The organism is Streptomyces hiroshimensis (assembly GCF_014650335.1).
In the GTDB taxonomy this organism is placed as follows: domain Bacteria; phylum Actinomycetota; class Actinomycetes; order Streptomycetales; family Streptomycetaceae; genus Streptomyces; species Streptomyces hiroshimensis.
This window is the reverse complement of record NZ_BMUT01000001.1, coordinates 1134197-1159393: the sequence shown is the minus strand read 5'-3', so window position 1 is coordinate 1159393 and position 25197 is coordinate 1134197. Positions and strand designations below refer to the sequence as shown.

At 71.8% G+C, this 25197-nt stretch carries 24 protein-coding genes; 17 read left to right on the top strand and 7 right to left on the bottom strand.

Annotated elements, in window-relative coordinates:
• Positions 1 to 57 precede the first annotated feature (57 nt).
• Positions 58 to 1005 carry a LysR family transcriptional regulator gene (locus IE241_RS04715; RefSeq protein ID WP_190020264.1) on the bottom strand — a complete coding sequence of 316 codons (948 nt, stop codon included), beginning with the start codon at positions 1003 to 1005 and terminating at the stop codon, positions 58 to 60.
• A gap of 381 nt (positions 1006 to 1386) precedes the next feature.
• On the opposite strand from IE241_RS04715, the gene IE241_RS04710 reads away from it, so the two are divergent.
• From IE241_RS04710 to IE241_RS04665, 10 genes are all read left to right on the top strand, one after another.
• Positions 1387 to 2307 carry a diiron oxygenase gene (locus IE241_RS04710; protein WP_190020263.1) on the top strand — a complete coding sequence of 307 codons (921 nt, stop codon included), beginning with the start codon at positions 1387 to 1389 and terminating at the stop codon, positions 2305 to 2307.
• Complete coding sequence (locus IE241_RS04705) at positions 2304 to 3137, top strand: class-II aminoacyl-tRNA synthetase family protein (protein ID WP_190020262.1); 834 nt, start codon at positions 2304 to 2306, stop codon at positions 3135 to 3137. The genes IE241_RS04710 and IE241_RS04705 overlap by 4 nt, the downstream gene beginning before the upstream one ends.
• Positions 3134 to 3574, top strand: coding sequence for a holo-ACP synthase (gene acpS, locus IE241_RS04700; RefSeq protein ID WP_190020261.1), 441 nt, complete (start codon positions 3134 to 3136; stop codon positions 3572 to 3574). The genes IE241_RS04705 and acpS overlap by 4 nt, the downstream gene beginning before the upstream one ends.
• On the top strand, positions 3546 to 3785 hold the full coding sequence (locus IE241_RS04695) for a phosphopantetheine-binding protein (protein ID WP_190020260.1): 240 nt from the start codon (positions 3546 to 3548) through the stop codon (positions 3783 to 3785). Before acpS ends, IE241_RS04695 begins: the two co-directional genes overlap by 29 nt.
• Complete coding sequence (locus tag IE241_RS04690; RefSeq protein WP_190020259.1) at positions 3785 to 4255, top strand: MaoC family dehydratase; 471 nt, start codon at positions 3785 to 3787, stop codon at positions 4253 to 4255. The genes IE241_RS04695 and IE241_RS04690 overlap by 1 nt, the downstream gene beginning before the upstream one ends.
• A gap of 29 nt (positions 4256 to 4284) precedes the next feature.
• Entirely contained in the window at positions 4285 to 5103 is an 819-nt protein-coding gene (locus tag IE241_RS04685; protein WP_190020258.1) for an SAM-dependent methyltransferase, read from the top strand.
• An 89-nt stretch (positions 5104 to 5192) separates the two neighbouring features.
• The gene (locus IE241_RS04680; protein WP_190020257.1) at positions 5193 to 6650 is read left to right on the top strand and encodes a catalase; all 1458 of its coding nucleotides are present in this window, start codon (positions 5193 to 5195) and stop codon (positions 6648 to 6650) included.
• A gap of 34 nt (positions 6651 to 6684) precedes the next feature.
• Positions 6685 to 7470: an MBL fold metallo-hydrolase gene (locus tag IE241_RS04675; RefSeq protein WP_190020256.1), complete on the top strand. Its 786-nt coding sequence runs from the start codon at positions 6685 to 6687 to the stop codon at positions 7468 to 7470.
• A 143-nt stretch (positions 7471 to 7613) separates the two neighbouring features.
• A complete protein-coding gene (locus IE241_RS04670; RefSeq protein WP_190020255.1) occupies positions 7614 to 8765 on the top strand; it encodes a CynX/NimT family MFS transporter in 1152 nt (383 codons plus the stop codon).
• Between the two features lie 233 nt (positions 8766 to 8998).
• Complete coding sequence (locus tag IE241_RS04665; RefSeq protein ID WP_373300564.1) at positions 8999 to 10486, top strand: FUSC family protein; 1488 nt, start codon at positions 8999 to 9001, stop codon at positions 10484 to 10486.
• Here IE241_RS04665 and IE241_RS04660 read toward each other — a convergent pair.
• The 5 genes from IE241_RS04660 to IE241_RS04640 all read right to left on the bottom strand — a co-directional run bounded on the left by IE241_RS04660 (position 10466) and on the right by IE241_RS04640 (position 16469).
• The gene (locus tag IE241_RS04660) at positions 10466 to 11938 is read right to left on the bottom strand and encodes an MATE family efflux transporter (RefSeq protein ID WP_373300563.1); all 1473 of its coding nucleotides are present in this window, start codon (positions 11936 to 11938) and stop codon (positions 10466 to 10468) included. The genes IE241_RS04665 and IE241_RS04660 overlap by 21 nt on opposite strands.
• 8 nt (positions 11939 to 11946) lie before the next feature.
• Positions 11947 to 12972, bottom strand: a complete 1026-nt coding sequence (locus IE241_RS04655; RefSeq protein WP_190020252.1) for a cysteine synthase family protein — start codon at positions 12970 to 12972, stop codon at positions 11947 to 11949.
• Positions 12973 to 13046: 74 nt separating this feature from the next.
• On the bottom strand, positions 13047 to 14441 hold the full coding sequence (locus IE241_RS04650; RefSeq protein ID WP_190020251.1) for a type III PLP-dependent enzyme domain-containing protein: 1395 nt from the start codon (positions 14439 to 14441) through the stop codon (positions 13047 to 13049).
• Positions 14432 to 15448, bottom strand: coding sequence for an ornithine cyclodeaminase family protein (locus IE241_RS04645; protein ID WP_190020250.1), 1017 nt, complete (start codon positions 15446 to 15448; stop codon positions 14432 to 14434). The genes IE241_RS04650 and IE241_RS04645 overlap by 10 nt, the downstream gene beginning before the upstream one ends.
• 28 nt (positions 15449 to 15476) lie before the next feature.
• Positions 15477 to 16469 carry a TauD/TfdA family dioxygenase gene (locus IE241_RS04640; protein WP_190020249.1) on the bottom strand — a complete coding sequence of 331 codons (993 nt, stop codon included), beginning with the start codon at positions 16467 to 16469 and terminating at the stop codon, positions 15477 to 15479.
• A 352-nt stretch (positions 16470 to 16821) separates the two neighbouring features.
• Here IE241_RS04640 and IE241_RS04635 point away from each other — a divergent pair, with 352 nt between their 5' ends.
• The 6 genes from IE241_RS04635 to IE241_RS04610 all read left to right on the top strand — a co-directional run bounded on the left by IE241_RS04635 (position 16822) and on the right by IE241_RS04610 (position 23512).
• Positions 16822 to 18375 carry an ABC transporter substrate-binding protein gene (locus tag IE241_RS04635; RefSeq protein WP_190020248.1) on the top strand — a complete coding sequence of 518 codons (1554 nt, stop codon included), beginning with the start codon at positions 16822 to 16824 and terminating at the stop codon, positions 18373 to 18375.
• On the top strand, positions 18360 to 19382 hold the full coding sequence (locus IE241_RS04630; RefSeq protein WP_373300582.1) for an ABC transporter permease: 1023 nt from the start codon (positions 18360 to 18362) through the stop codon (positions 19380 to 19382). The genes IE241_RS04635 and IE241_RS04630 overlap by 16 nt, the downstream gene beginning before the upstream one ends.
• The gene (locus IE241_RS04625; protein WP_190020247.1) at positions 19379 to 20212 is read left to right on the top strand and encodes an ABC transporter permease; all 834 of its coding nucleotides are present in this window, start codon (positions 19379 to 19381) and stop codon (positions 20210 to 20212) included. The genes IE241_RS04630 and IE241_RS04625 overlap by 4 nt, the downstream gene beginning before the upstream one ends.
• Positions 20213 to 20281: 69 nt before the next feature.
• Positions 20282 to 21874 (top strand): ABC transporter ATP-binding protein, encoded by a 1593-nt coding sequence (locus tag IE241_RS04620; protein ID WP_190020246.1) that lies wholly within the window; start codon positions 20282 to 20284, stop codon positions 21872 to 21874.
• A 70-nt stretch (positions 21875 to 21944) separates the two neighbouring features.
• A complete protein-coding gene (locus IE241_RS04615) occupies positions 21945 to 22427 on the top strand; it encodes an Lrp/AsnC family transcriptional regulator (protein WP_190020245.1) in 483 nt (160 codons plus the stop codon).
• A 164-nt stretch (positions 22428 to 22591) separates the two neighbouring features.
• Positions 22592 to 23512, top strand: coding sequence for a D-alanyl-D-alanine carboxypeptidase family protein (locus tag IE241_RS04610; RefSeq protein ID WP_190020244.1), 921 nt, complete (start codon positions 22592 to 22594; stop codon positions 23510 to 23512).
• A gap of 21 nt (positions 23513 to 23533) precedes the next feature.
• Here IE241_RS04610 and IE241_RS04605 read toward each other — a convergent pair whose 3' ends face one another.
• Complete coding sequence (locus IE241_RS04605) at positions 23534 to 23965, bottom strand: secondary thiamine-phosphate synthase enzyme YjbQ (protein WP_190020243.1); 432 nt, start codon at positions 23963 to 23965, stop codon at positions 23534 to 23536.
• A 93-nt stretch (positions 23966 to 24058) separates the two neighbouring features.
• Here IE241_RS04605 and IE241_RS04600 point away from each other — a divergent pair, with 93 nt between their 5' ends.
• Positions 24059 to 25171, top strand: a complete 1113-nt coding sequence (locus IE241_RS04600) for an NAD(P)-binding domain-containing protein (RefSeq protein WP_190020242.1) — start codon at positions 24059 to 24061, stop codon at positions 25169 to 25171.
• The last annotated feature ends 26 nt before the right edge of the window (positions 25172 to 25197 follow it).

The following is a 25197-nucleotide window of genomic DNA, read 5'->3' as shown; positions in this document are numbered from 1 at the left end:
TTCAGGTTCGGACGGCTCCGCCCCGCGGAGGACGGCCACGGCCGGGGCGGCGGTCGCTCAGCGCACCAGGCACCCGCGGTCCGCGCCGTTGCCGGCGTACCCGATCCGGCAGCACGCGGCGACGAACCGCGAGGCCAGCTCCGGGTCCTGGTCGTAGCGCCAGACCACGGCGATGTCCGTGCGGGGCTCGGGCAGCCCCAGCGGACGCACGCGCAGGTCCGCGCTGAGGCTCATCCATTCGGCGATGCCGCGGTCCATGTACGACACGCCGGCACCGGAGGCCACGGCCGCGGCCACGTTGATGTAGTCGGGCTCTTCCCACGCGACCTGCGGGGACCGCTCCTGCCGGACGAAGTCCAGGACCTTGTCGTAGAGCCCGGGGGCGAGCGACCGGGGCCACATGATGAGCGGAAGCTCCTCTGCGGGCCGCTCCTCCGCCATGCGGTCGGCAGCACCTCCTCCCGGAAGGAGCTTGACCAGCTCCACGTCTCCCACCACGGACATCCGCAGGTCGTCCGCTTCGACGGGCGGCCTGACGAACGCGAAGTCGGCTTGCCCGGCGCGCACCAGATTGACGTTCCGTTCCGACCAGCCGGATTCGACGGAGACGGGGACGGCGTTGCGTTCCCGGAACTCCGCGACCATCTCCCGCTGGCGCAGGGCGTGTCCCGAGCGGCTGAAGACGACCCGGATCGGGCGTCTGCTCTCCGCGGCCGCCTGCCGGATCCGCTCCTTGATCGAGTACGTGCACTGCAGGAGCCGCGGCGCCTCCTCCTGAAGTGCCTTGCCGGAAGCGGTCAGTGCTATCCGGCGGCTGCCGCGGCTGAGCAGTTCGGCGCCCAGCTCCTTCTCCAGCACCTTCATCTGGTGCGAGAGGGTGGGCTGGCTCACCCCGCAGCGCCGGGCCGCTCTCCCCAGATGAAGCTCGTCGGCCACTGCGACGAAATACTCCAGGCGGCGCAGCAGTCCGGAGAGGCTCAGTAAAGGCTCCTCGTCACCCCGCACGCCCACGACCTCCCGCCTGAACAGGGTTTTCCCGTACGAAAGTTGTTTTCCGGGTGCTTCACGAGTGTAGCAACCGTAGACGAAGCCGGGTCAACAACGCCCCAAGGGATACGGGGTGTTGACGGGGCGACGCCGGCCGCAGCGGCGCGGCCCACTCGCTACTCCGGAACTCACATATCACCTGACACCAGGCATCCCGACCAGCTCCAGCGCGCCCCACCCTGTGACCCACGCCACTCACAGCACCCCGGAAAGGCGTCCCGCCAGCCCTCTTAGCAGTCATCTATTTGACCTATAGAGCGGTTTTATTGGACCGTTCGGAGAACGCGTGGAACTGTCGCCCTGGATTGATCAACCGCCCCCCGGACAGCAGGAGGTAGGATGATCAGCGAGCTGATCAGCAAGGACGACCGGTTCCAGGAGATCCTGGAACGCCTGAACCGCAAATCGGTCGAGGATTACTACAACCCCTACCGGATGTTCGACTGGCCGGATTCCCTGCCGGAGCACCAGTGGTGGATGAGTCCCGAACTCACGACCACATTCGGCACCGATGTCGCCCCCGAACTCGATCGGGAACAGCTGTACCGCCTGTCCCGGTACGAGAGCATCAATTTCTACAGCCTCAATGTGGACGGAATCCGCGAGCTCATCGTCGAGGTGACCCGGCGCATCCACACCCGGGGCTTCGAGATTCCGTCGGAGTTCTTCCACCATTTCATCGGCGAAGAGAACGAGCACATGTGGTTCTTCGCCGAGTTCTGTCTGCGCTACGGCAAGAAGATCTACCGGCAGCTGGAGCCGGCCGGGCAGGGGAACACATGGTCCGACGAGGCCGCGAGCTTCCTGGTGTTCGTCCGCATCCTCCTCTTCGAGGAGCTGGTCGACCACTTCAACAGCACGATGGCGGCCGACGAGCGGCTGCACGACACCATCCGTGCGGTCAACCGGATCCACCACCAGGACGAGTCCCGGCACATCGCCTTCGGCCGCGAGCTGGTCTCCCTGCTCTTCAAGGACCTGCAGGCGAAGGCTTCGGAAGAGGAACTCCGCCGGGTGCGGGAGTACCTCAAGCGCTATCTGAACTACAGCTTCGAGTCGCTGTTCAACCCGCAGGTCTACCGGGATGCCGGAATCCCCGAGCCGTTCGCCGTCCGGCGGCGGCTGCTGGCCTCGCCGCGCAGCGCGGAGTTCCAGCTGCAGGTGTTCCGCAAGCCCCTGAATTATCTGATCAAGACCGGGATTCTGCAGGACCGGGAGCTGAGCCTCTCCCGGGCGTCGGTGGGACAGGGGGAGGCGTGACCGCGACGATCTCGACGGCCGAGGGCGGTGCCCTCACCATCCTCGGGCCCGACCAGACCGACCTGCTGCGCGATCTGGACCGCACCATCACCGGCTGGGCCGGCGAGTCCGGCGCGCGGGAGATCATGCCGCCGCCCGTGTACCCGCTCAGCGACCTGGAGAAGTTCGACGTCTACGAGAACTTTCCGCACCTGCAGTTCGTCGGCGGTCCGCTGGATGTGACCGGTGCCCCGCCGGCGCCGGTGGAAGGCGCCTTCGCCAGCGGCGACGTCGATCCCCCGTTCCTGGGGCTGCCGCACTCCAGCTGCTACGGCGCCTATCTCTACTTCGAGAACCGGGCGGTGGCCCCCGAGACCACCATCACCCTCATCAACCGGTGCTTCCGCAACGAGGAGAAGTACGAGGGGCTGAGGCGGCTGCTCAGCTTCCAGATGCGGGAGATCGTGGCCATCGGTTCGTTCGAGCACACCCAGCAGATCATCGCCCGCTTCACGGACCGGATCGAGCAGTTCGCGAAGAACCTCGGCCTGGAGCTGACCAAGGAGGCGGCGAGTGACCCGTTCTTCGAACGCGACAGCGGTCGTGCCCTCCTGCAGCGGCTCAGCCCGGCCAAGTACGAGTTCCAGGCCGACGGCCTGGCCATCGCATCGGTCAACACCCACCGCAACTTCTTCGGCGAGCGGTGCCGCATCACGATCGACGGCACGGGCGAGCACGCCTTCACGGGGTGCGTCGCCTTCGGTCTCGAACGGTGGCTCGCAGTGCTGAGCGACCGGTTCGACGGCGATCTGCAGCGCGCCCGCGCAGCCGTCAACGCCGCCGCCTCGTGAGCGGGCCCGCGATCCGGGTCGGTGTGGACCTCGTCCCCCTGAGCCGGGTACGGACCATGGCCGGCACCGACGGCGGCAGGCTGCTGCACCGGATGCTCACTCCGGCGGAAGCGGAGCTGAGCCGCTCCGGCGCCGGATGGGACATCCACGGGGTGGCCGGCCGGCTCGCCGCCAAGGAAGCGGTCTTCAAGCTCTTCCACGTCACCGGTCAGCCGCTTCCCTGGCAGTCCATCGAGGTTCTCAAGAGCCCCGGGGAATGGCCCTGCGTCCGGCTCAGCGGGCCGGCGCGCAGATGGGCCGCCGACGCCGGCATCGAGGCCGTCGACATCAGCATCTCCCACGAAGAACAGTTCGCCGTCGCCGTCGCGGCCGGCGCGACGGCACGCCCCCCACTCGAGGAGGAATTCCATGCCCAGCAAGACCTCGTCCAACGTTGACGCAGTGCGGAACTGGCTGCTCGCCAAGCACCCCGAGCGCACCTCCATCGCCCCGGACGAGGACCTCATCGGATCCCGCCTCGTCGACTCGCTCTCCTTCGTCGAGTTCGTCCTGACGGTCGAGGAGGCCAGCGGCGTGGAGATCGACCACGAGGCCATCGACCTCGCCGACTTCCGCACGCTGGAGGCCATCGAGCGGAAGTACTTCTGATGGGCCGTCTGGTCCACGCCGAGGATTACGAGACCGGGACGCGCTACGACCTCGGGTCGCACAAGGTGACGGCCGAGGAGATCACCGCCTTCGGCCGGACCTACGACCCGCAGCCGTACCACCTCGACGAGGAGGCGGGGCGTGCCTCCGCCTTCGGCGGCCTGATCGCCAGCGGGTGGAACACGGCGGCGATCTGGATGCGCCTGTACGTGACGACGCTGCTGCCCGACGCCGCGGCCGAGGGCACGGTCGAGGGCTCCCCCGGAGTGGACGAGGTGCGCTTCCTGCAGCCGGTCCGGCCGGGCGACGTGCTGCAGGGCACCTGCGAGATCCTCGGCTCCCTCCCCTCCCTCTCCGCGCCCGGGTTCCGCATCGTCCGCAACCGCGGACGCCTGGTGAACGCGGACGGAGCCGAGGTGCTGACGCTGATCCTCAACGCCCGGTTCCGGTGCCGGCCCAAGTCCGTCTGAACCACACCATCCCGAGAACGGAGCCCGTCATGGAGACCGTGTCCTACACGTCGCAGTGGACTGCGGCCGCCCGCGCCCTGGAGAGCGAGCGGAGCGACGCGCTGTTCGACGACCCGCTGGCCCGGGCGCTCGCCGCGCCGCGCGGCTTCGAGCTTCTCGACCACTACGGCGGCGGCGGACTCGTCGAGTTCGTGGCCGTCCGCACCCGCTATCTCGACGACGCCATCAACGATCTCGTGGGACGTGGCATCCGGCAGGTCGTGCTGATCGCCGCCGGCATGGACACGCGCGCGTACCGGCTGAGCCTCCCGGGCGACGTCACCGTCTACGAGGTCGACCACCAGGCCCTGATCGACGAGAAGGAGAAGCGTCTCGCTCAGCTCGGATCCCCGTCGCCGACCGTGACGCTGCAGCGTGTCGGGGCGGACCTGGCGGGCGACTGGTCCGCGTCGCTGCGCGCCGCCGGCTTCGACCCCTCCCTGCCCACGCTGTGGATCCCCGAGGCCCTGCTGTTCTTCCTGACCGAGGAGCAGTCCGCCACGCTGATGCGCACCTTCGCGGCCAACTCCGCCCCCGGCAGCTGGGTGGCGGTGGACATCCTCAGCAAGACGCTGCTGCGCAGCCCGGCGACCCAGATCTTCCTGTCCTCCCTCAACGAGGACGGCATCCCCTGGCTCTTCGGGACCGACGAGCCCGAGGAGTTCATGGCCGGCACCGGCTGGACCGTACGGGAGCTCAAGGAGCCCGGCGAGCCCGGTGCGGGCGAGGGCCGCTGGCCCTACGACGTCCAGCCCCGCGGGGTCAAGGGAGTGCCGCGCAACTGGCTGCTGCGCGCGGAACTCGCCTAGTCGCGCACCACGCCAAGCGGCACAGCCCCCGGGGCTGTGCCGCTCCGGGCCGTTCGTACCGACCATCCGCCAAGCGAAGGGAACGTGCCATGACCGACAGTCGTCCCGTGACGACCACGGACAGCGGTATCCCCGTACCGAGCGACGAGTTCTCCCAGTCCGTGGGGGCCGACGGCCCGCTGCTGATGCAGGACCACTACCTGATCCAGAAGCTCGCGCACTTCGACCGCGAGCGCGTGCCCGAGCGGGTCGTGCACGCCAAGGGCGGCGGCGCGTACGGAGTCCTCGAGATCACCGAGGACGTCAGCCAGTACACCAAGGCCGACGTCTTCCGCCGCGGCAAGCGCACGGAGCTGTTCCTGCGCTTCTCGACGGTGGCCGGCGAGCTCGGCTTCGCGGACACGGCCCGCGACCCGCGCGGATTCGCGGTGAAGCTGTACACCGAGGAAGGCAATTACGACATCGTCGGCAACAACACGCCGATCTTCTTCATCCGCGACCCGCAGAAGTTCCCGGACTTCATCCACTCGCAGAAGCGGCGTGCCGACAACCACCTGCACGACAACAACATGCAGTGGGACTTCTGGACGCTCTCGCCGGAGTCGGCGCACCAGGTCACGATCCTGATGTCCGACCGCGGCACCCCGTACTCCTGGCGGCACATGAACGGCTACGGCAGCCACACGTTCCTGTGGTACAACGACGCCCGGCAGAAGTTCTGGGTGAAGTACCACTTCAAGACCGGCCAGGGCATCAGGAACTTCACCCACGACGAGGCGGCGGCCGCGGGCGCCGACGACCCCGACTTCCACATCCGGGACCTCTTCCAGGCCGTCAGGAAGGGCGACCACCCGACCTGGACCCTCCAGGTGCAGGTCATGCCCTTCGAGGACGCCGCGGACTACCGCTTCAACCCCTTCGACCTGACCAAGGTCTGGCCGCACGAGGACTACCCCCCGATCGACATCGGGACCCTGACCCTCAACCGCAACCCGGAGAACTACTTCGCCGAGGTCGAGCAGGCCGCGTTCGAGCCGTCGAACCTGGTGCCGGGCGTGGCCCCCTCCCCGGACAAGATGCTGCAGGGGCGGCTGTTCAGCTACCCCGACACCCACCGCTACCGGATCGGCCCCAACTACCTGCAGCTTCCGGTCAACCGGCCGAAGAACGCGGTGCACTCCTACAACCGCGACGGGTCCATGCGCTACGGCAACCCGGGCGACCCCGTGTACGCGCCCAACAGCTTCGGCGGGCCGGTCGCCGACCCGATGCTGCTGGCCGGCGAGCACTACGAGGTCACCGGCGAGATCGTCCGCAGCGCCCACCGGCTCCACACCGAGGACGACGACTTCGTCCAGGCCCGGGCCCTGTGGGAGAAGGTCATGACCGATACCGACCGCGCGCATCTGGTGACCAACATCGTCGCGCACGCCTCCGCGCCCGAGGTGACGACGGAGACGAAGGAGCGCGTCGTCGACTACTGGCGCAGCGTCCACAAGGACCTGGGCGACCGGGTCTCCCGGGGCCTGGGCGTCACCGGGCAGTGATCACCGACAGCGGTACGAGGAGCAGGAGCACACCATGAGTTCGGCCGAGACCGTCACCCTGCGGCGTCTCGCCTGGGCCGGCGTCGAAGTGGCCTCCGGGGACGACCGGATCGTCATCGACGCCCTCAAGAACCCCGCGGACCTCGCGGGGTTCCAGGGCATGCCCCGGCGCCCGCTGCCCAGCATCGAGGCGCGCCCGGGCGTGCGGACCCACGCGTTCGTCACCCACCTCCACCCCGACCACTGCGACCGGCTGCTGCTCGCGGAGTTCGCCGCCGCCGAGGGCTCCACCGTGGGCTGCCACACCCCGATCGTGGACGTGCTCGGGAAGATGGGGGTGGCCGCCGTCGCACAGGACATGGGAGAGCGGCGGAAGATCGGGCCCTTCACCACCATCCCCGTGCCCTCGCACGACTGGCGCGGCGACGACCAGGTCGCGTGGATCGTGGAGGCCCCCGGGCTGCGCGCCATCCACTTCGGCGACACCATCTGGCACGGCAAGTGGTGGGAGATCGCGCGCGAGTACGGCCCCTTCGACGTCGCGTTCCTGCCCATCGCCGGGGTGATGGCCCGCCGCGACGGCATCACGCCCACCAACCAGCCCGCCACGCTCACCCCGGAGCAGGCCGTCGAGGCGGCGGTCGTGCTGGAGGCGTCGACCGCCTGCGCGATCCACTACGACCTCTTCAACAACCCCCCGTACTACACCGAGCAGCACGACGTGCGCGGGCGCTTCCTGCGGGCCGCCGAGGCCCGGGGCATCAACGGGATCGCTCCCGGCGACGGGAAGCCCGTGCCGTTCGCGACCGCCGCTGCCTGACCGCGGACACCGCTGCCCGACCGGAACCGGAAGGATGGTTCGTGACCCCACCCCCTGAATCGGAAACCACGGTTTCACCGCCCCGAGGGACGGCGGACGAGCCAGGGCCCGGTCCCGCCCGCGGCGCCCCGGGGAGCCGCCGCGTGCTCTGGTACGCGCTGGCGGTGCTGCTGGTCGGGATCAACATGCGGCCCGCCATCGTGGCGGTCTCACCGCTGCTGGACGAGATCCGGCACGTCACCGGCCTGTCCAACGGCGGCGCCGGCGCGCTGTCGACGCTGCCGCTGATCTGCTTCGGCATCTTCGCCCCGCTCGCGCCCCGGCTGGCCCGCCGCTGGGGCATGGAGCGCACCCTGGTCGCGGTGCTGGCGGTGCTGCTGGCCGGCACCGCGATACGCCTCGTGCCGGCGCTGTTCCCCCTGTTCGCCGGAACGTTCCTGGTCGGCACCGCGGTGGCCGTCGCCAACGTGGTCATCACCGCGCTGATCAAACGGGACTTCCCTCGGCAGGTCGGGCTGATGTCCGGCCTGCACACCACCATGCTCGTCGGCGGCGGCGCGGTCACGGCCGCCGCGACCGTTCCGCTGCGCGACACGCTGTCGCTGTCGTGGGCGGGCGGCCTGTCCGTCTGGGGTGTGCTGGCGCTCGCGGCACTGGTGGTGTGGGCGCCGCGGCTGCGCCGCGGACGGTCCCGGCCGCCGGTCCCGGAACAGGCGGGCGGTTCGATCTGGCGGAGCGGGCTGGCGTGGGCGGTCGCCCTGTTCTACGCGTTCCAGTCGCTGCTCTACTACACCGCGACCACCTGGCTGCCGTCGTTCTACATCGACCACGGCTGGACCGAGGGCGGCGCCGGGGTGCTGCTGGCGGTCTGCATGGGCTCCGCCATCGTCACCTCGCTGCTGGTGCCGGTGTGGGCGCAGCGGTCCCGGCGGCAGAGCTACCTGGCGGTGGGGGGCACCGTGCTGTGCATGGCCGCCTTCGCCGGCCTGATCGCGGCGCCGGCCGGGGCGGCGGTGCTGTGGGCCGTCCTGCTGGGACTCGGTCTGGGGGCCGTGCTCTCCCTGGGCATCGCCTATATGTCCATGTGCGCCCGCACCACGCACGACGCGGGCCTGCTGTCGGCGATGTCCCAGTGCGTGGGCTACCTGGTGGCGGCCGTGGGCCCCACCGCCTTCGGTGCCGCCCGCGACCTGACGGGGGCGTGGACCGCGGGGCTGATCGCCCTGGTGGTCCTGGCCGTGCCGATGGGGGTCACCGGAGCGCTGGCCGGCCGCGGCGGCCACATAGAACGGTAGGGAGGTGCGTGCCATTGGCCCTCCCCCGGCGCGGCCCGAGCGGCCGCCACTGGGCCAATGGCACAGCAATCCTCGTCTCTCTTGAGCCAGCAGTCGATGTGATGGTCTGATGAGGGTGTCGATGGCGCTGCGGATCCCCGCGGCGCCTTTTTCATGCCGGCTTCCGTGCCGGCTGTCGTCGGCTTTCACACCGGAGCGTCGAAGGGGCGGGAGCATTGCTGAAGAGGGCGTTCATGGCACCGGATCCGGGCCTGGGCAGACTGCGGGTCGCCGTCCGCGCCGTCCTGGGCGTGACCTTCGCGGTCACCGTCGTCCAGCTGTCCGGCCTGCCGCTGACCGCCTCCATCACCGGTGGGCTCGCGGCGCTGCTCGCGCTGTTCACCGTCGCCGACCCGACCGTGCGGCGCCAGGTGACCACGACCGCGCTGCTGCCGGTCGTCGGCTTCCCGGTGCTCGCCCTGGCGGCCGGGCTGCACGGGCTGCCGCTGGTGCGCGACGCCGCCTTCCTCGCCGTCGTCTTCTGCGGGGTCTACGCCCGCCGCTGGGGCCCGCGGGGCAATGCGCTCGGGATCTTCGGCTTCATGATGTTCTTCGCGACGCAGTTCCTGCACGCGGTCCCCGCCCAGCTGCCGCACCTGTACACGGCCGTGATCATGTCGCTGGCGGCCGCCGGCACCGTCCGCTTCGGGCTCTGGTGCATCGAGCGGCGCACGCCGCCGCCCGCCGGCCCGGCTCCCCTCGCGGGGCGCGGCCTGGCGCGCGTCACGACCCGGCAGGCCTTCCAGGCCGCCTTCGCCTGCGGCCTGGCGCTCGCCGTGGGCCAGATGGTCTCCGACGAACGCTGGTACTGGGCCGTCGGCACCGCCTGGTGGATCTTCGTCAACACCGCCTCGCGCGGCGAGACGCTCGTCCGGGGCTTCCGCCGGGTCCTGGGCACGATGATGGGCATCGTCACCGGGATGGTCGTCGCCATCCCCCTGCACGGGGCGGCCGCGCCCACCGCGCTCCTCGTCGCGCTGTGCGTCTTCGGCATCTTCTACACCGCGGCCGTCTCGTACACGTGGATGATGTTCGCCGTCACCGTGATGGCCGGACTGCTCTACGGGCTCCTCGGGGTCCTCGACGCGGACCTGCTCACCCTCCGGCTCGCCCAGACCGGCGTAGGAGCGGCCGGTGCGGCGCTCGCCGTTCTCGTCGTGCTGCCGGTGACGACGCACGCCTCCACCGACGCCTGGATCCAGCGCGCCCTGCGCTGCGTGCACGCCTGCGCCGCCGAGGCCGCCGCCCGCCTGGCGGGTTCCGGGACCGCCGACCCCGCGCCGCGCGTCGCCGAACTGGAACTGCTGCTCGGCCGGGTGCGGCTCTCCCTCGCTCCGCTCGTCCACCCGCTGAACCCCTTCCGCACCCGCAAGGAGAAGGCCCGCCGCGTGCTCGCGCTCCTCGACGACTGCGCCCGCGAAGTGCGGGGGCTGGCGTCCGTCGCAGCCGACCCGGAGGCCTCCCACGACGACCGGCTCGCGGCCGCCTGCTGGCGCGTGGAAGCGGCGGTGGAGGCGCTCACCACGCCCGGGAAGGCGCGCGAGGCGGCGGCCGCCTCCGCGGCGCCCGAGCACCTGCCGGCCGAGCCGGCCCTCGCCCACCTGCACGACCTGGAGAGGGCCCTGGCCGAGCTGGCGGCGCCGCTGCGCAGCTCCCGGCCCTCACCCCTGGTCGGCGCCTGACCGCTTCCGCAGCGGGGGCCCGGCCGGCGGGCCCGGATACGGTCCCTGATACGCGGTGGCACCGGCCTCCTGCTCCCGTGCGCGGGCGCGGAGGCCGCTGCCGTAGCGGCGCAGGAGGAGGATCGCGGTGGTGGCGAGGCCGGTGAGGAGGCCGAGCCAGATGCCGAGGGTGTCGAGGCCGGCCGCGTAGCCGAGGAGCCAGGCGGCGGGAAGGCCGACGGCCCAGTAGCCGACGAGGGTGATGCGGAAGCCGCTCCCCGTGTCGTCGAGGCCGCGCAGGAGGCCGACGCCGATGTTCTGCGCGCAGTCGAAGAACTGGAGCACGGCGATGACGAGCAGCAACCGGCTCGCGATGGAGACGGCCTCGTCGTCGCCCGCGGCACCGGCGTCGAGGAACGGGCGCAGCACCAGGCCGGGCAGGGTGACGTAGACGACGGCGACGACGGCCATGACGGCGGCGGCGCAGGCCAGCGCGGTGTTCTTGATGCGCTGAGCGGCGTCGAAGCGGCCGAGGGCGAGTTCGCGGCTGACGTTGACGGACGCCGCGTGGGAGAGCCCGACGGCGACCTGGAAGACGATGTAGACGAGCTGGTTGACGGCGGTGTGGGCGGCCAGGGCGGCGCTGCCGAAGGAGCCGGCCATCAGGGCGGTGACCGAGAAGAACCCGGCCTCCGACCCGTAGGTCGCGGCGATGGGTATGCCGAGCCCGATGAGCTCGCGCACGGTGGCGCGGTCGGCCCGCAGCGCGTTGAGGCTGAGCAGCGGGGCGAGGACGCTGTCCCTCCTCGCCGAGGCGTACAGGGCGAGGAAGGAGAGCAGGTAGACCGTGGAGGTGGCCACGCCGATGCCCGGCAGGCCCAGTTCGGGCAGGCCCCAGGTGCCGTGGATCAGCAGCCAGTCGAGCCCGGCGTTGACCGCGACCGAGGCGATGGTGATCTGCAGCAGCGCCTGCGGGCGGCGCATGCCGACGGTGAACTGGCGGATCGCCTGGAACCACAGGCACGGCAGGAGGCCGGGGGCCAGTGCCGGCAGCATCGTCTGTGCCCGGTCGGCGACGGCCTCGTCCTGGCCGAGCAGCGGGAGGGCCTGGCCGATGAGGAGCATGAGGACCGCCCCGGCCAGCCCGGCGAGGGTGGCCACCGCCGTGCTCGCGCGGACGGTCTTCCGAACCCCCTCGTCGCTCTCCGCCGAGTCGCCTTCCGCTGCCTCCGCGCGTGCGGCGGCAGCGGCGATCCGGTTGCCCACGGAGGTGACGAGACCGACGCCCATGGTGCGGAGCTGGTTGAAGATGACGATGGCCAGGCCGCCCGCCGCCAGGTCCCGGGTCCCGAGGAGGCCCATCATCACCGTGTCGGTGGTGGTCAGGGCCACCTGGGCGAGCTGGGTGAGGATGAGGGGGACGGCGAGGCCGGCCAGGGCGCGGCTGTCGCGGAGGAGAGCGGTCGGCTGCATGGAGGGCATCAGTTCTCGCGGAGCTTGGTGAGGGTTTCGTCGATCTCGCGCTCCGTGGCGGGGTCGATGAGGTTCCGGTCGTTCATCCAGTCGTCGTTGAAGACGGTGTCCATGTACTTCTCCCCGCCGTCGTTGATGAGCGCGACCATGGTCGTGCCCGGCGGCAGCGAGGGCAGGCGCGTCAGGGCCTCGTGGACGACGCCGCCGGCGGACCCGCCGATGAGCAGGCCGGTGCGGGCGACGGCCCGGCAGGTGGCGAACGCTTCCACGTCACCGACCTTGACCCCTTCGTCGATCAGGGCGAAGTCGACCAGCGCGCCGATCCCGGCGCCTTCGGGGGTGCCGGTGCCGGACTGGTAATAGTCGTGGGCGGGACCGCCGAAGGCCACCGAACCCTTGGGCTCGACGCCGACGGTCTTCACGCCGGGGACGAGCTTGCGCAGCTCCCGGGTGGTGCCGCACAGGGCGCCGCCCGTGCCGACGGCGCCGATGAGGATGTCGATCCGTCCGTCGAGGGCCTGGTGGAGCTCGTGGGCGACCGGGAAGTAGCCGACGCCGTTGGCGGGGTTGTTGTGCTGCTCGGTGAAGATGGTGTTGTCCTGGCCGCGGGCCATGTCCTCGGCGAGCTCCTCGCGGGCCGCGGTGGCGAGCTCCTCGGTGCCGTCGCCGACGACGTAGACGAGCTCGGTGCCGAGCGCCTTCATGCCGCGCAGCTTGTCGGAGCAGGCGTGGTGGTCGACGACGGCGGTGAAGGTGTAGCCGCGCTCGGCGGCGATCACCGACAGGCCCAGGCCGGTGTTGCCGGAGGTGGACTCGATGATGCGGCCGCCGGGGCGCAGCTCGCCCGCGGCTTCGGCGGCGTCGACCATGGCGCGTGCCATACGGATCTTGGCGGTGCCGGTGGGGTTGTACATCTCCAGCTTCAGGAGCAGGCGGCTGCCGTTCTCGGTGCGGCACAGCTCGAACAGCGGGGTGTATCCGATGAGGTCGGATATGCGGGAGACCACGGCGGGGCGCGTCAGTGCCTCGTTCATGGGAGAAGCTCCTGTGACAGGTGGGGAGGGGAACAGCAGGCGGGGGGCGAGGATCAGCAGGCGGGGAGCAGGGATCAGCAGGCGGGGCGGCGGTCCAGGTGCCAGCGCGGCCGACCGCAGCCGGTGGGGGTGGCGGTGGTTTCCAGGACGATCTTGGGTGGCAGCGCCAGGTCGTGGAACGGCGACTCGTTGGAGTCCATCTGGTAGCCCGCCGTGTTGGGGTAGACCAGCAGGTCGCCGGCCGAGGGACGGGCCGGGAAAGGGATCTTTCTCCAGGTGAGCATGTCCGACTCCAGGCAGGTCGCTCCGCCCACGCACGCGGGGTGGACGCCCTGGCCGCCGACCCGGCCGGCCGGGGTCACGAGCACGGGGTCGGGCAGGTACTCGCTGTTGAACCACTGCTCGGACAGGCTCAGGCTCGTCCCGTCGACGGTGAGGACCGCGTAGCCGTCGCGGTCCTTGACGCCCTGGACGCGGAAGACGGAGCAGCCGGCGCGGTCCAGCAGTGCGCGGCCGGGTTCCATCAGCAGGACGGTGCCGGTCTCCCGGAGTCTGCGGGCGAGGCTGTCCCGGCCGCCTGCGGGGACGGCGGCCAGCACGGCGCGGAGCGCTTCGGCCCCGGCGACCGGCGAGTGGTAGGGGTAGAAGTCGGCGGGCGTGAACCTCCTGCGCGCGTGGTAGTGCCCGGGCTGCTGCGCCGCGAGGAAGGAGTCCCAGTCGCCGGCCGCCGCGTAGTCGACGGCGAAGCCGCCGCCGATGCTGATCCGGTCGGCCTGGAGCCCCAGGACGCGGGCCTTGAGGCAGAGGTCGACCAGATGCCCGGCGAGGTCGGCGCGCGGCTGGACGGCGTAACCGGACAGATGGAAGCTGAAGCCCTCCATCCGGACGGCGTCGCCCGCCCGTACGCACCTCGTCAAGGCCTCTTCGAGCTCGGCCTCGTCCAGGCCGAAGCGGCTGTGGGGCTGCGCCGGGGGGAGCCGGCGCAACAGCAGCCGGGCGGGGCGGACCTCGCCGGTGCGCGCCAACGCGATGATCCGGTCCAACTCGTCGAGGGAGTCGACGGCGGTCAGGGCGCCCTGGAGGACGGCGATCCGCAGCAGTTCCTCGTTCTTGGCCGGGCCGGTCACCACGACGTTCTCGCCGCGGACGCCGTGGCCGAGGACCTCGCGGAGTTCGCCCGGGCTCGCGACGTCCACCCCGGCGCTGGTAGCCGCGCAGCGTTCGATCCATGCAGCGGCCTTGTTGGCTTTCTTCGCGTAGTACACACACCCGTCCACCCCGGCCTCGTCCAGCGCTGCCCGGAACGCGGCGAGGTTGGCGTCGAAGCGGTGCGGGAGGAGGAAGTGGAAGGGTCCGCCGAAGGCGTGGGCCAGCTCGTGGAGGAGACCGCTGTCGAGGACCGCTTCGGTCTCGGGGTCCGGGTGCACGGGGAGCGTGGGGAGCGCCTGGGGTATGCCGTTCACCGCCACAGCGGCACCTGCGTTCCCAGGCCCTGCTCGATGGCGAGCTGGGCGAAGCGGTGGCCGAGGGCGATGTCCGTGACGACCAGGCCGCTGTTGTAGGCGAAGATCCGCTCGTGCGGTGCGGTGCGGCCCGCCGCCTCGCCCGCGAGGACCGGGGGGAACTCGGCGTCGACGGCGGGGAGGTTGCCGCCGGCGTCCGCCATGTCGGTGCCCGTGACGTTCATCTGGGCCTCGCTGGTGGCCACGACGCGGTCGGCGCGGTGCAGCGTGGAGGGGGCCAGGCCGTGGCCGACCAGGATCGACAGCGCGCCCGGCTTGAGGTCGTCGGCCTCGACGGCTGCGGGGGTGTGGCCGCCGGCGGTGGCCACGACGACGTCGGCCTCGGCCGCGGCCGCCCGTGCCTCGGTGACGACCTCGACGTCCCGGTCGGGGAAGTGGGCGCGCAGCCGTGTGCGTACCGCCTCGATGCCCTCCGGGTGGGTGCCGAAGAGCATCAGCCGGTCCAGGCCGGGCAGCGTGGTCAGCAGGAACGGCAGGGCCAGCCGTCCTTGCGTGCCGGTGCCGATGACCAGCGCGCTGCGCGCCCCGGGGGCGGCGCACTCGCGGGCGAGGAGCGCGGAGACGGCCGGGGTCCGCAGGGAGCCGATGCGGCCGCAGTCCATCATCGCCACGGGCAGGCCGGTGACGTCGTCGTAGAGCGTGAGCGAGGTGTAGTAGTGCTGCTCCTCGCGGCCCTTGTCCAGACCGTGCTTGTACGAGGTCTTGATGGCGACGACGTCGCGGGAACCGTCTCGGCCGAGCATCGCGTACGAGACGGAATGGCCGTCGGAGGGCTTGACGGTGAGCTTGCGGGGGTTGTCCGAGAGGCCTGCGGCCAGGGTGCGGTAGGCGCCCTCGACCGTGCCGACGACGTCGGTCAGGGTGATGTCGATGCCTGCGAGGTCGCTGGTGGACAGCAGGCGCAGGGTGGTGTCGTCGGCGGCTATGCAGGGGCCCGTGGTGGGGCTGGTCATGGTCGGCTCCTCGTCTGGTGGTCGGTGATCAGGCGGCGTACGCCTCGAGGGCGGCCTGGCCGTAGCCGTGCTCGGCGGCCTCGGCGGGCGGGCGGGTGGCGCGGCCGGGGACGCGCACCGAGGCGCGCTTGAGCCAGCGGTCGGTGCCGTCGTAGCGGGCCTTGAACGGGACGCGGCCGTGGACGACGAGGTCGTTGTCGACGACGAGGACCTCGCCGGGCTCCAGGCTCACCGCGACCGAGACGCGGGCGAGTTCGGCCTCCAGCCGCTCGTACGCCGCCCGGTAGCCGGGGCCGGCCTTCTCCAGCGGGGTGTAGGCGGGGTCGAAGCGCAGGGTGAGGCCGTCCTCGGAGTGCCACAGGACCGGGACGTCCGGCGGGCTCCCCCCGAAGCCCTGCGCCTCCGCGTAGGCGTCGTCGGGGAGGATCGGCAGCTCGGCGCGCGAGAGGACGGCGATGTCGGCGTCGTCCAGCCGTACCTTGCGGATGCTCGCGGCGGTGGTGGCGATGTCGTCGTGGTTGCGCATGCAGCCGAGCATCAGCAGGTGGGCGCGGCCGGGGTGGAAGGCGTCCTCGGTGTGCGGGCTGAGCAGGACGGCACTGCTGGCGCCGGTCTGCTCCTGCTCGTGGCCCGGGGCGGGGACGATGTTGTGGACGAACTGCCCGTTCTGCTGGCCCTCCCAGGCGATGGGGGTGCCCATGGCGGTGGCGAGCAGCAGCATCACGATGTCGTGGACGGCGCCGGCGTCCCCGGCGGTGGCCCAGCTTCCGGGCGTGGGGCCTATGCCGGCGTCGTCGACGGTCAGCCCGCGCAGCACGAACAGGCCGTCGTCGGTGTCTACGGGCCGCAGGTGCCGGCGGACCGCGTCGCTGAGGGCGGCCGCCGACTCGGCGACTCGTCCGAGGAGTTCGGGGGACGTGGCGGAGGTGCCGGATGCGGCGAGGATCTGTCCGGCGGCCTGGTGGAGCTCGGCGGCCGAGGCGGCGTCGAGCAGGCGGACGGGGGCGGTTCCCGTACTCATGGCGAAGTCATCCGTTTCCGTGGGGTGGGGGCGGAGGAGCGGTTTCCGGGCATGCCTCGGGGCGGCCGCAAGGCGGGGCGGTACGCAGGAGTGCGGCCTGTGGGGGGAATGGCAGATGGCGGGAACCGGCGGTTGGCGTCAGCGGCTGCCGAGGAAAGTACCACCGAAGTTAGGTAAGGCAAACCTTACCAAGCGGTAGTCCGGTTCATCCGATTTTGGCCAATTGGCGGGCCAGAAACGGAGGTTGAGGGCGATTCGCCTTTCGCTTCAGCGCCCACCCATCATTGCGATCATGACTGAAGTTAGGGTAGGCAAGCCTAAGTACCAGTAATTGCAGCGGAACGGGGACGACGTGAATTGGACAAGGCGCCAGGCGCTGTGGGCCGGCGGGGGCATAGGTGCGGCCGCGCTGCTCTCCGCCTGCGGCGGCGGCACGGACGCGGCTTCCTCACCGGCGGACTCCGCCGGCGGCACACCTCGCAAGGGCGGCACCCTCCGCATCGGCGCGCTCGGCCGCGCCTCCGCAATCACCCGTGACCCGCACGGAGTTCAGGGCAACGAGAGCGACTACCTCATCATCGCCCTCGTCTACGACACGCTCACCGCACCGGGCGTCAAGGACAACACCGTCGGGCGCCTGGCCTCCGCCTGGAAGCCCTCCGACGACCTCAAGACCTGGCGCTTCACCATCGCCGAGGGCGCCGCATTCCACGACGGTTCACCGGTCACCGCCGACGACGTGGTCTGGTCGCTGCGCCGGCTGCGCAACACCCCCGCGGGCCCCGGCCGGCTGCCGGGCATCAAGGCGGAGAACATCACCGCCGACGGCAAGGAGACCGTCGTCCTGGTCTCCGACGACGCCAACGCCGAACTCCCCCTGCTCACCCGCCTGTCGACGTTCGTCCTCAAGAAGGACACCGCCGACAAGGAGGTGGCCAAGGCACCCGGCACGGGACCGTTCAAGCTGGACTGGTACCGCAACGGCAACGCCCGCCTGCTGCGCAACGACAAGTGGCACGGCGGGCAGGTCCACCTCGACGCCATCGAGGTGACCATGTTCGAGAGCCCCCAGGCCATGGCCAACGCCCTTCTGGGCGGCCAGATCGACGTCGCCTCCAACGTGGGCGCCGTCGCGGCCCGCACCGCCGCCTCGCGCAAGGACATCCAGCTCGTCCGCCGCCCCGACGACATGGCGATGCCCATCGTGATGCGCACCGCCGACGGGCCCTTCGCCGACGTCAAGGTCCGCGAGGCCATGAAGCTCGTCGTCGACCGCGAGGCCATGGTCAAGCAGGTCCTCTCCGGCTACGGAACCGTCGCCAACGACATCCTGGGCACCGGCGACCCCGCCTACGCCAAGGACATCCCCCAGCGCAGGCGGGACCTCGCCAAGGCCAAGAAGCTGCTCGAAGAGGCGAAGTTCGACTTCTCCAAGACCTACGAGCTCATCACCACCGAGGACATCCCCGGCCTGGCCGAGTCCGCGACCCTCTTCGCCAACCAGGCCCGCGAGGCCGACGTCAAGATCAAGGTCGTCAAGCAGGAGTCGGGCGCCTTCTACGACAAGACCTGGCTCAAGGGCGAGCTCTACACCAACTACTGGGGCACCAACGACTCTGTGGTGTTCTTCGCTTCGAAGACCATGGTCACCGGCGCCGGGCAGAACGAGGCCGGCTGGTCGGACTCGCAGTTCGACGGCACGTACCGCAAGGTCATCGGCACCGCCGACAAGAAGGCCCGCGCCGCCGCCCTGCGCGAGCTCCAGCAGATCGAGCACGAGAAGTCCGGCTACCTGCTGTGGGGCATGGCCGACGGCATCGACCTGGCCGGGTCCAAGGTGCGCAACCTGCCCAAGCTGCCCGGCTACGGGCGGGTGCAGTTCGAGAACGTCTGGCTGGCGCGTTGAGCGAGGCAGCGATAGAGGGGGCCGAGGCCGCCGCAGCACCTGCGGCGGCCTCGGCCCTGCGCCGCTCCCTCCGGGCGGTCGGCCGTACCGGCGTGGTGCTCGCCAAACGGGCCCTGATGCTGGCCGTGCTGCTCGCCGTCGTGTTCGCCGCGATCGAACTGCTGCCCGGCGACGCGGCCTCGGCCACCTCCGAGCGCGGCGAGAGCGCCGCCGACACCGCGGCCCGACGCCGCTTGCTCGGCCTGGACCGGCCGGTGTGGGAGCGGTTTCCGGACTGGATGACCGCGTTGCCCACCGGCGACCTGGGCACCTCCGCGCGCGGCGAACACGTCACCGATCTGCTCGCCGCGCCCTTCCCCAACACGCTCCTGCTCGGGGCCACCGCCTTCGCCGTGACCCTCGCGGCGGCGCTCGCCCTGGGCTGCTGGGCCGCGCTGCGCCCCGGCGGCACGGCGGACCGGATCGTCGGCTTCGCCTCCGGCATCGCGCTGGCCCTGCCGGAATTCGTCGTCTCCATCGGCCTGTTGCTGGTCCTGTCGCTGTGGACCGGCTGGCTGCCCGCCGTCACGCTCACCGCCCCCGACGGCTCGCCCGCCTCCTGGACCATGCTCGTCATGCCGGTCCTGGCCCTCACCGTCCCGCAGATCGGCTGGAACGCCCGTATCGTGCGCGGTGCGCTGGCCGACCAGGCCGCGGCACCGCACGTGGCGGCCGCCCGGCTGGACGGTCTGTCCCCGCGCCGCGTGCTGCTGCGCCACGCGCTGCCCGGCGCGTGGCCCGCGATCGCCACGGGGGCCGCGACGTCCACCGGGATGCTGCTGGGCGGGGCGGTCGTTGTGGAGACCCTCTTCAACTATCCCGGCCTCGGCACCGTCCTGTCCGGTGCCGTCGCCGACCGCGACACCCCGGTCATCGCCGGGGTCGTGGCCTGCACCGGAGCCGTCATCAGCCTCGTCCTGCTCTGCGCCGACCTCGTCCGCGCCCGCACCCTGGGAGCCCGCCCATGAGCTCCGCCGCCCTCGCCCCGCCCCGCTCCCGGCGCCCCCGGGCGCGCGTCCTGATCGCCGTGGCACCCGGACTCCTGCTGACGCTCCTCGCCCTGACCGGGCCCCTGTTCGCCCCACGGACGGTGGACTCCCCCGTCACCGCCCCCTACGCCCCGCCCGGCAAGGACGCGCTCCTGGGCGGCGACCAGCTCGGCCGCGACGTGCTGAGCCGGATGCTGCACGGCGGCAGCGCCCTCATCGGCAGCGCGCTCGTCGTCGCCGTACTCGTCACCGCCCTGGCCGCCGTGCTGGGCTGCTTCGCCGTCCTCACCCCGGTGCTGGGGCGGCTCGTCGAGCGCAGCGCCGACGTCGCCATCCTGCTGCCGCCCGTGCTGGGCATGATGCTGATCGCCCTGGCCTGGCCCGGCGGCGGGCGCCTCGCCGTCATGGCCGCCGCCACCGTCCTCGGCGTGCCGTACGCGGTGCGCGTGGTGGCGAGCGCGGCCGCGCCCGTCGCCGCCTCGGGCTTCGTCGAAGCCGCCACCGCGGGCGGCGAACGGCTGTGGCACCTCGCGCTGCGCGAGATCCTGCCCAACCTGCGATCCACCGTCCTCGCGCTCTTCGGCCTGCGCTTCGTCGCCGCCGTCTACGTCATCTCCATGGCCGGCTTCCTCCAGCTCGGACCCCAGCCACCGGCCGCCGACTGGGCGCTGATGATCCGTGAGAACGCACCCGGCGCCCTGCTCAACCCCTGGGCCGTCGTCGCTCCCAGCATCGCCATCGGCCTCCTGGCCGTCAGCGTCAACCTCGCCGCCGACGCGCTGACGCCTGCGGCGCGGCGTGAGCCGTAGCTCGCCCGTGCCCGCGTCAGCGCCCCATCCCGCGTCAGCGCCCCCTCCCGCAGAGGAGCCTCCCCGGCCATGACCGACAGCCCGACCGCGGTGCACGTCACCGACCTGGAGATATCCATACCCGGCGGCCCCGCCCTACTGGCCAAGACCAGCCTCACCCTCCGCCGCGGCCGCATCACCGCCCTCACCGGCCCCTCCGGCTCCGGTAAGTCCACCCTGCTGCGTGCCGTCATCGGAGACCTGCCCGACGGCGCCCGCGTCGCGTCGGGAACGGTCGAGGTCCTCGGCCACGACGTCCTCGCCCTCCCCGCGGACCGGCTCAGGCACCTACGGCGCCACCGCGTCGCCTACGTCGGCCAGGACCCGGGCTCCGCCCTCGACCCCCGCATGCGCGTCCGCCGCCTCGTAGCCGAGACCGCCGTGGACCCCTCCCCACAGGCCGTGCGGGACCTGCTCGCCGAGTGCCGCCTGCCCGTCGGCGACGGGCTGCCCGACCGCCGCCCGGGAGCCCTCTCCGGCGGACAGCAGCGCAGAGTGGCGCTCGCCCGTGCCCTCGCCCGTCGCCCCGACGTCCTCCTGCTGGACGAGCCCACCGCAGGACTCGACGCCACCTTGCGCGACGAGATCGCCGACCTCCTGCGCCACCTCGCCACCACCCGCGACCTCGCCATCGTCCTCGCCTGCCACGACCCCGAACTCGTCGACCACTGCGCCGACGACGTCGTCGACCTCGGCACGGCGGCGTCGGTGAACACGTCCGGGGCTGCGCCCGTGGATACGTCCGGGGCCGCACCCGTGGGAATGTCCGAGAAGACGTCCGTGGAAGTGTCCGAGAAGACGTCCGTGGGCAGGTCCGAGGCGGCGCCCGCGAGCATCTCTGTGAACGCGCCCGCCAGCGCGTCGCCTCCCCGCGGCGACGCGACCGTCCCCCTGCTGGCCGCCCGGGACCTCGCAGTGACGTTCACCCGGCACGGGCGGACGCACCGCGCCCTGGACGAGGTCGGTTTCTCGGTGGCCCCCGGCAGTTCCACCGGCATCGTCGGCCCCTCCGGCTCCGGCAAGACCACCTTGCTGCGCGTCCTCGCCGGGCTGCAGCACCCGGACGCCGGCGCCCTCACGCTCGACGGCCGTCCCCTGCACGCCGGGGCACGACGGCGCAGCCGCGCACAGCAGCGCCGTATCCAGCTGATCCCCCAGAACCCTCTCGGCGCCCTCAACCCGGCCCGTACGGTGGGCGCCACGCTCGCCCGCCCCCTCCGCCTCCACCGGACCGCGGCGAAGGCGGACGTTCCCGACCGCGTCGCCGAGCTCCTCGACCACGTCGGTCTGCCGGCCGACTTCGCCCGCCGCTACCCCCACGAGCTCTCCGGCGGCCAGCGCCAGCGCGTCTCCATCGCCCGCGCCCTGGCCCCCGGCCCGGACGTGCTGCTGTGCGACGAGGTCACCTCCGCCCTCGACCCCGGCACCGCGGCCGCCGTCATGGACCTGCTCACCCGGCTCAGGACCGAGCGCCGGCTGACGCTCGTCGTCGTCAGCCACGAGCTCCGCCTCGTCGCCGCGTGCACCGAGACCGTCCACGTCCTCGAAGCGGGCCGGGTCACCGGGAGCGGACCGAGCCGGCGCCTGCTGCCGGCGGGCACTCTGCCTCCAATGGCTCAATAGCGGGGTCGGCCGCAGGGCCATTGGTACAGTTGCCGGCCGGAGACGCCGACCACGAGGAGGCCGCCGGCCCATGGCCGTCGACGCACTGGACGCGAAGATTCTCCGGCTGCTTCTGGAGCAGCCCCGCACGAGCGTGCGCGAGTACGCGCGCGTGCTGGGCGTCGCCCGGGGCACGCTGCAGGCCCGGCTGGACCGGCTGGAGCGCGAGGGCGTGATCACGGGTACGGGTCCGCGCCTGTCCGCCGCGGCGCTGGGCCACCCCGTGCTGGCTTTCGTGCACATCGAGGTGACCCAGGGGCATCTCGACACGGTCGCGGAGGCGCTCGCGGACGTCCCGGAGATCATCGAGGCGTTCTCGATCACCGGGGGCGGCGACCTGATGGCCCGGGTGGTCGCCCGGGACGCGGGGCACCTGGAGGACGTGATCCAGGTGCTGGTGCAGACGCCGGGGGTCGTACGCACCCGTACGGAGATGGTGCTGCGCGAGCGGGTGCCCTACCGGGTCCTGCCGCTGGTGGATGCGGTGGGGCGCGCCGCCCGGCGAGGTACGTGAGGCGGACCGCCGGCGAGGTACGTGAGGCGGACCGCCCGGCGCAGCACGGCAACTGAGGCGCCCCCAGGTTTCTCCCTGCCGGGAAACCGGTGCGATCATCGGCTCGCTCAGCAGTACAAGCGAGACGACTCGCTCAGCTCGACACGTGAGGAACAGAGGCATACATGGAGCGATCCGGAAGACCGGTCCGCCGCTGGGGCGCGGCCGCGGTCGCATCGACCGCGGCGGTCGCCGTCGTGCTCCCGGCGACGGGAGCGGAGGCCGCGAGCGGCCCGTCGGTCAGCGCGAAGGGCGCGTTCCTGCTCGACGGCAGCCGCAACCGCCAGCTGTGGGCCAAGGACGCCGACACCAAGCGGCAGATGGCCAGCACCACCAAGGTCATGACCGCGGTGACCGTCCTGGACACCAAGGGCGTGGACCTCGACAAGAAGGTCACCGTCAAGCAGTCGTACCGCGACTACGTCGCGCGGAACGGGGCCAGCACGGCCGATCTGCGCACGGGCGACAAGATGACCGTACGTCAGCTGCTGTACGGCCTGATGCTGCCGTCGGGCTGTGACGCCGCCTACGCGCTCGCGGACACCTTCGGCAGTGGCAGCACGGAGTCCGCGCGGACCACGTCGTTCATCGCCAAGATGAACAAGAAGGCCGCCGACCTCGGCATGAAGAACACCAAGTACGACTCGTTCGACGGCATATCGCGGGCCGGGGCCAACTACACGACCCCGCGCGACTCGGCGCAGCTGGCCCGGCACGCGCTGGGCAACAGCACGTTCAAGACCGTCGTCAGGACGCCGGCGACCCGTCAGAAGGCGGCGAACGTCAACCGCACGTACTACTGGGACAACACCAACAAGCTGCTCGGCTCGTACAAGGGCGCGATCGGCATCAAGACCGGCACCGGCACGGCGGCCGGCGCCTGCCTGGTCTTCGCCGCCGAGCGCGACGGCCGCACGGTGGTGGGCGTCATCCTCAACGACGGTGCCAACCGCTACCCGGACGCCGTGAAGATGCTGGACTGGGCCTACCGGACCAAGACCAACGTGAAGCTCCGCCAGCTGCCGGAGTCGGCGCAGAAGGACTGACGGCCCGGCGGGGCCTGCCCCTCAGCCGAGGAACGTCAGCCGCACCTGGCGGTCAGGGTTGTCCCTGTTGGTGTCGACCAGACACACCGACTGCCAGGTGCCCAGCTCCAGCCGCCCGCCGATGACCGGAAGGGTCGCGTGCGGGGGCACGAGGGCGGGCAGCACGTGGTCGCGCCCGTGGCCGCGGCTGCCGTGGCGGTGGCGCCAGCGGTCGTCCGCCGGCAGCAGGTCGTGCAGGGCGGACAGCAGGTCGTCGTCACTGCCCGAGCCCGTCTCCAGCACCGCCACACCGGCCGTCGCGTGCGGGACGAAGACGTTGAGCAGGCCGTCGCGGCCGGCGGCCGCCTCGCGCAGGAATGCCTCACAGTCGTGGGTGAGGTCGTACACCGTCTCCGAGGATCCGGTGGCGATGTCGAGGACGTGCGTGCGGAAGGTGCCATAGGTGTCTGCCATGCCTCCATTTTCTTACGAGCCCGGGGGAAGGCCGGGAAGGGAAGGCAGGGGAAGGCCGGGAAGATATACCTCACCCCGCACGTTAGTGGAATCATGAACAATCTTGTGGCGCGTGAGACCGAGGTCGTGGTGATCGGTGCCGGGCAGGCGGGCCTGTCCAGCGCCTACCACCTGCGCCGCGCGGGATACGAGCCGGACCGGGACTTCGTCGTCCTGGACCACTCCCCGCGCCCCGGCGGCGCCTGGCAGTTCCGCTGGCCGTCGCTCACCTACGGCAAGGTGCACGGGATGCACGCCCTGCCCGGCATGGAACTGACCGGCGCCGACGGCTCCCGGCCCTCGTCCTCGGTGATCGGCGGCTACTTCGCCGACTACGAGCGTGCCTTCGACCTGCGCGTGCACCGCCCGGTCGACGTCCGCGCGGTACGGGACGGGCAGGACGGGCGATACGGGCAGGACGGGCGGCTGACGGTCGAGAGCTCCGAGGGCCTGTGGTCGGCCCGCGCCCTGATCAACGCGACCGGCACCTGGGACCGCCCCTTCTGGCCCCGCTACCCCGGCCAGGAGACCTTCCGCGGCCGCCAGCTGCACACGGCGCACTACCCCGGCCCGCAGGAGTTCGCCGGGCAGCGCGTCGTCGTGGTCGGCGGCGGCACCTCCGCGGTGCAGCACCTGCTGGAGATCTCCGAGGTGGCGGCCGCGACGACCTGGGTGACGCGCCGGCCCCCGGTCTTCCGTGAGGGCCCGTTCGACGAGGAGTGGGGGCGCGCCGCGGTAGCCCGCGTCGAAGAGCGGGTGCGCCGGGGCCTGCCCCCGCAGAGCGTCGTCTCCGTGACCGGGCTGCCCATGACGGAGGCCATGGAGCGGGCGCGGGCCGCCGGCGTCCTGGCCCCGCGGCCCATGTTCGACCGCGTCACCCCCACCGGCGTGGAGTGGGCCGACGGCGGCACCGCCGACGCCGACATCATCCTCTGGGCCACCGGCTTCCGGGCGGCCGTCGATCACCTCGCCCCTCTGAAGCTGCGCGAACCCGGCGGCGGCATCCGCATGGAGGGGACGCGCGCGGCACGCGACCCACGGGTGCACCTCGTCGGCTACGGGCCCTCCGCCAGCACCATCGGCGCGAACCGGGCGGGCCGCGCGGCCGTCCGCGAGATCCACGCCCTGCTCGGTTCTTCACAGCCGCCGGTCCCTGCGGCAGTATGAGGCCCTCCGGATGATCACGACGCGAG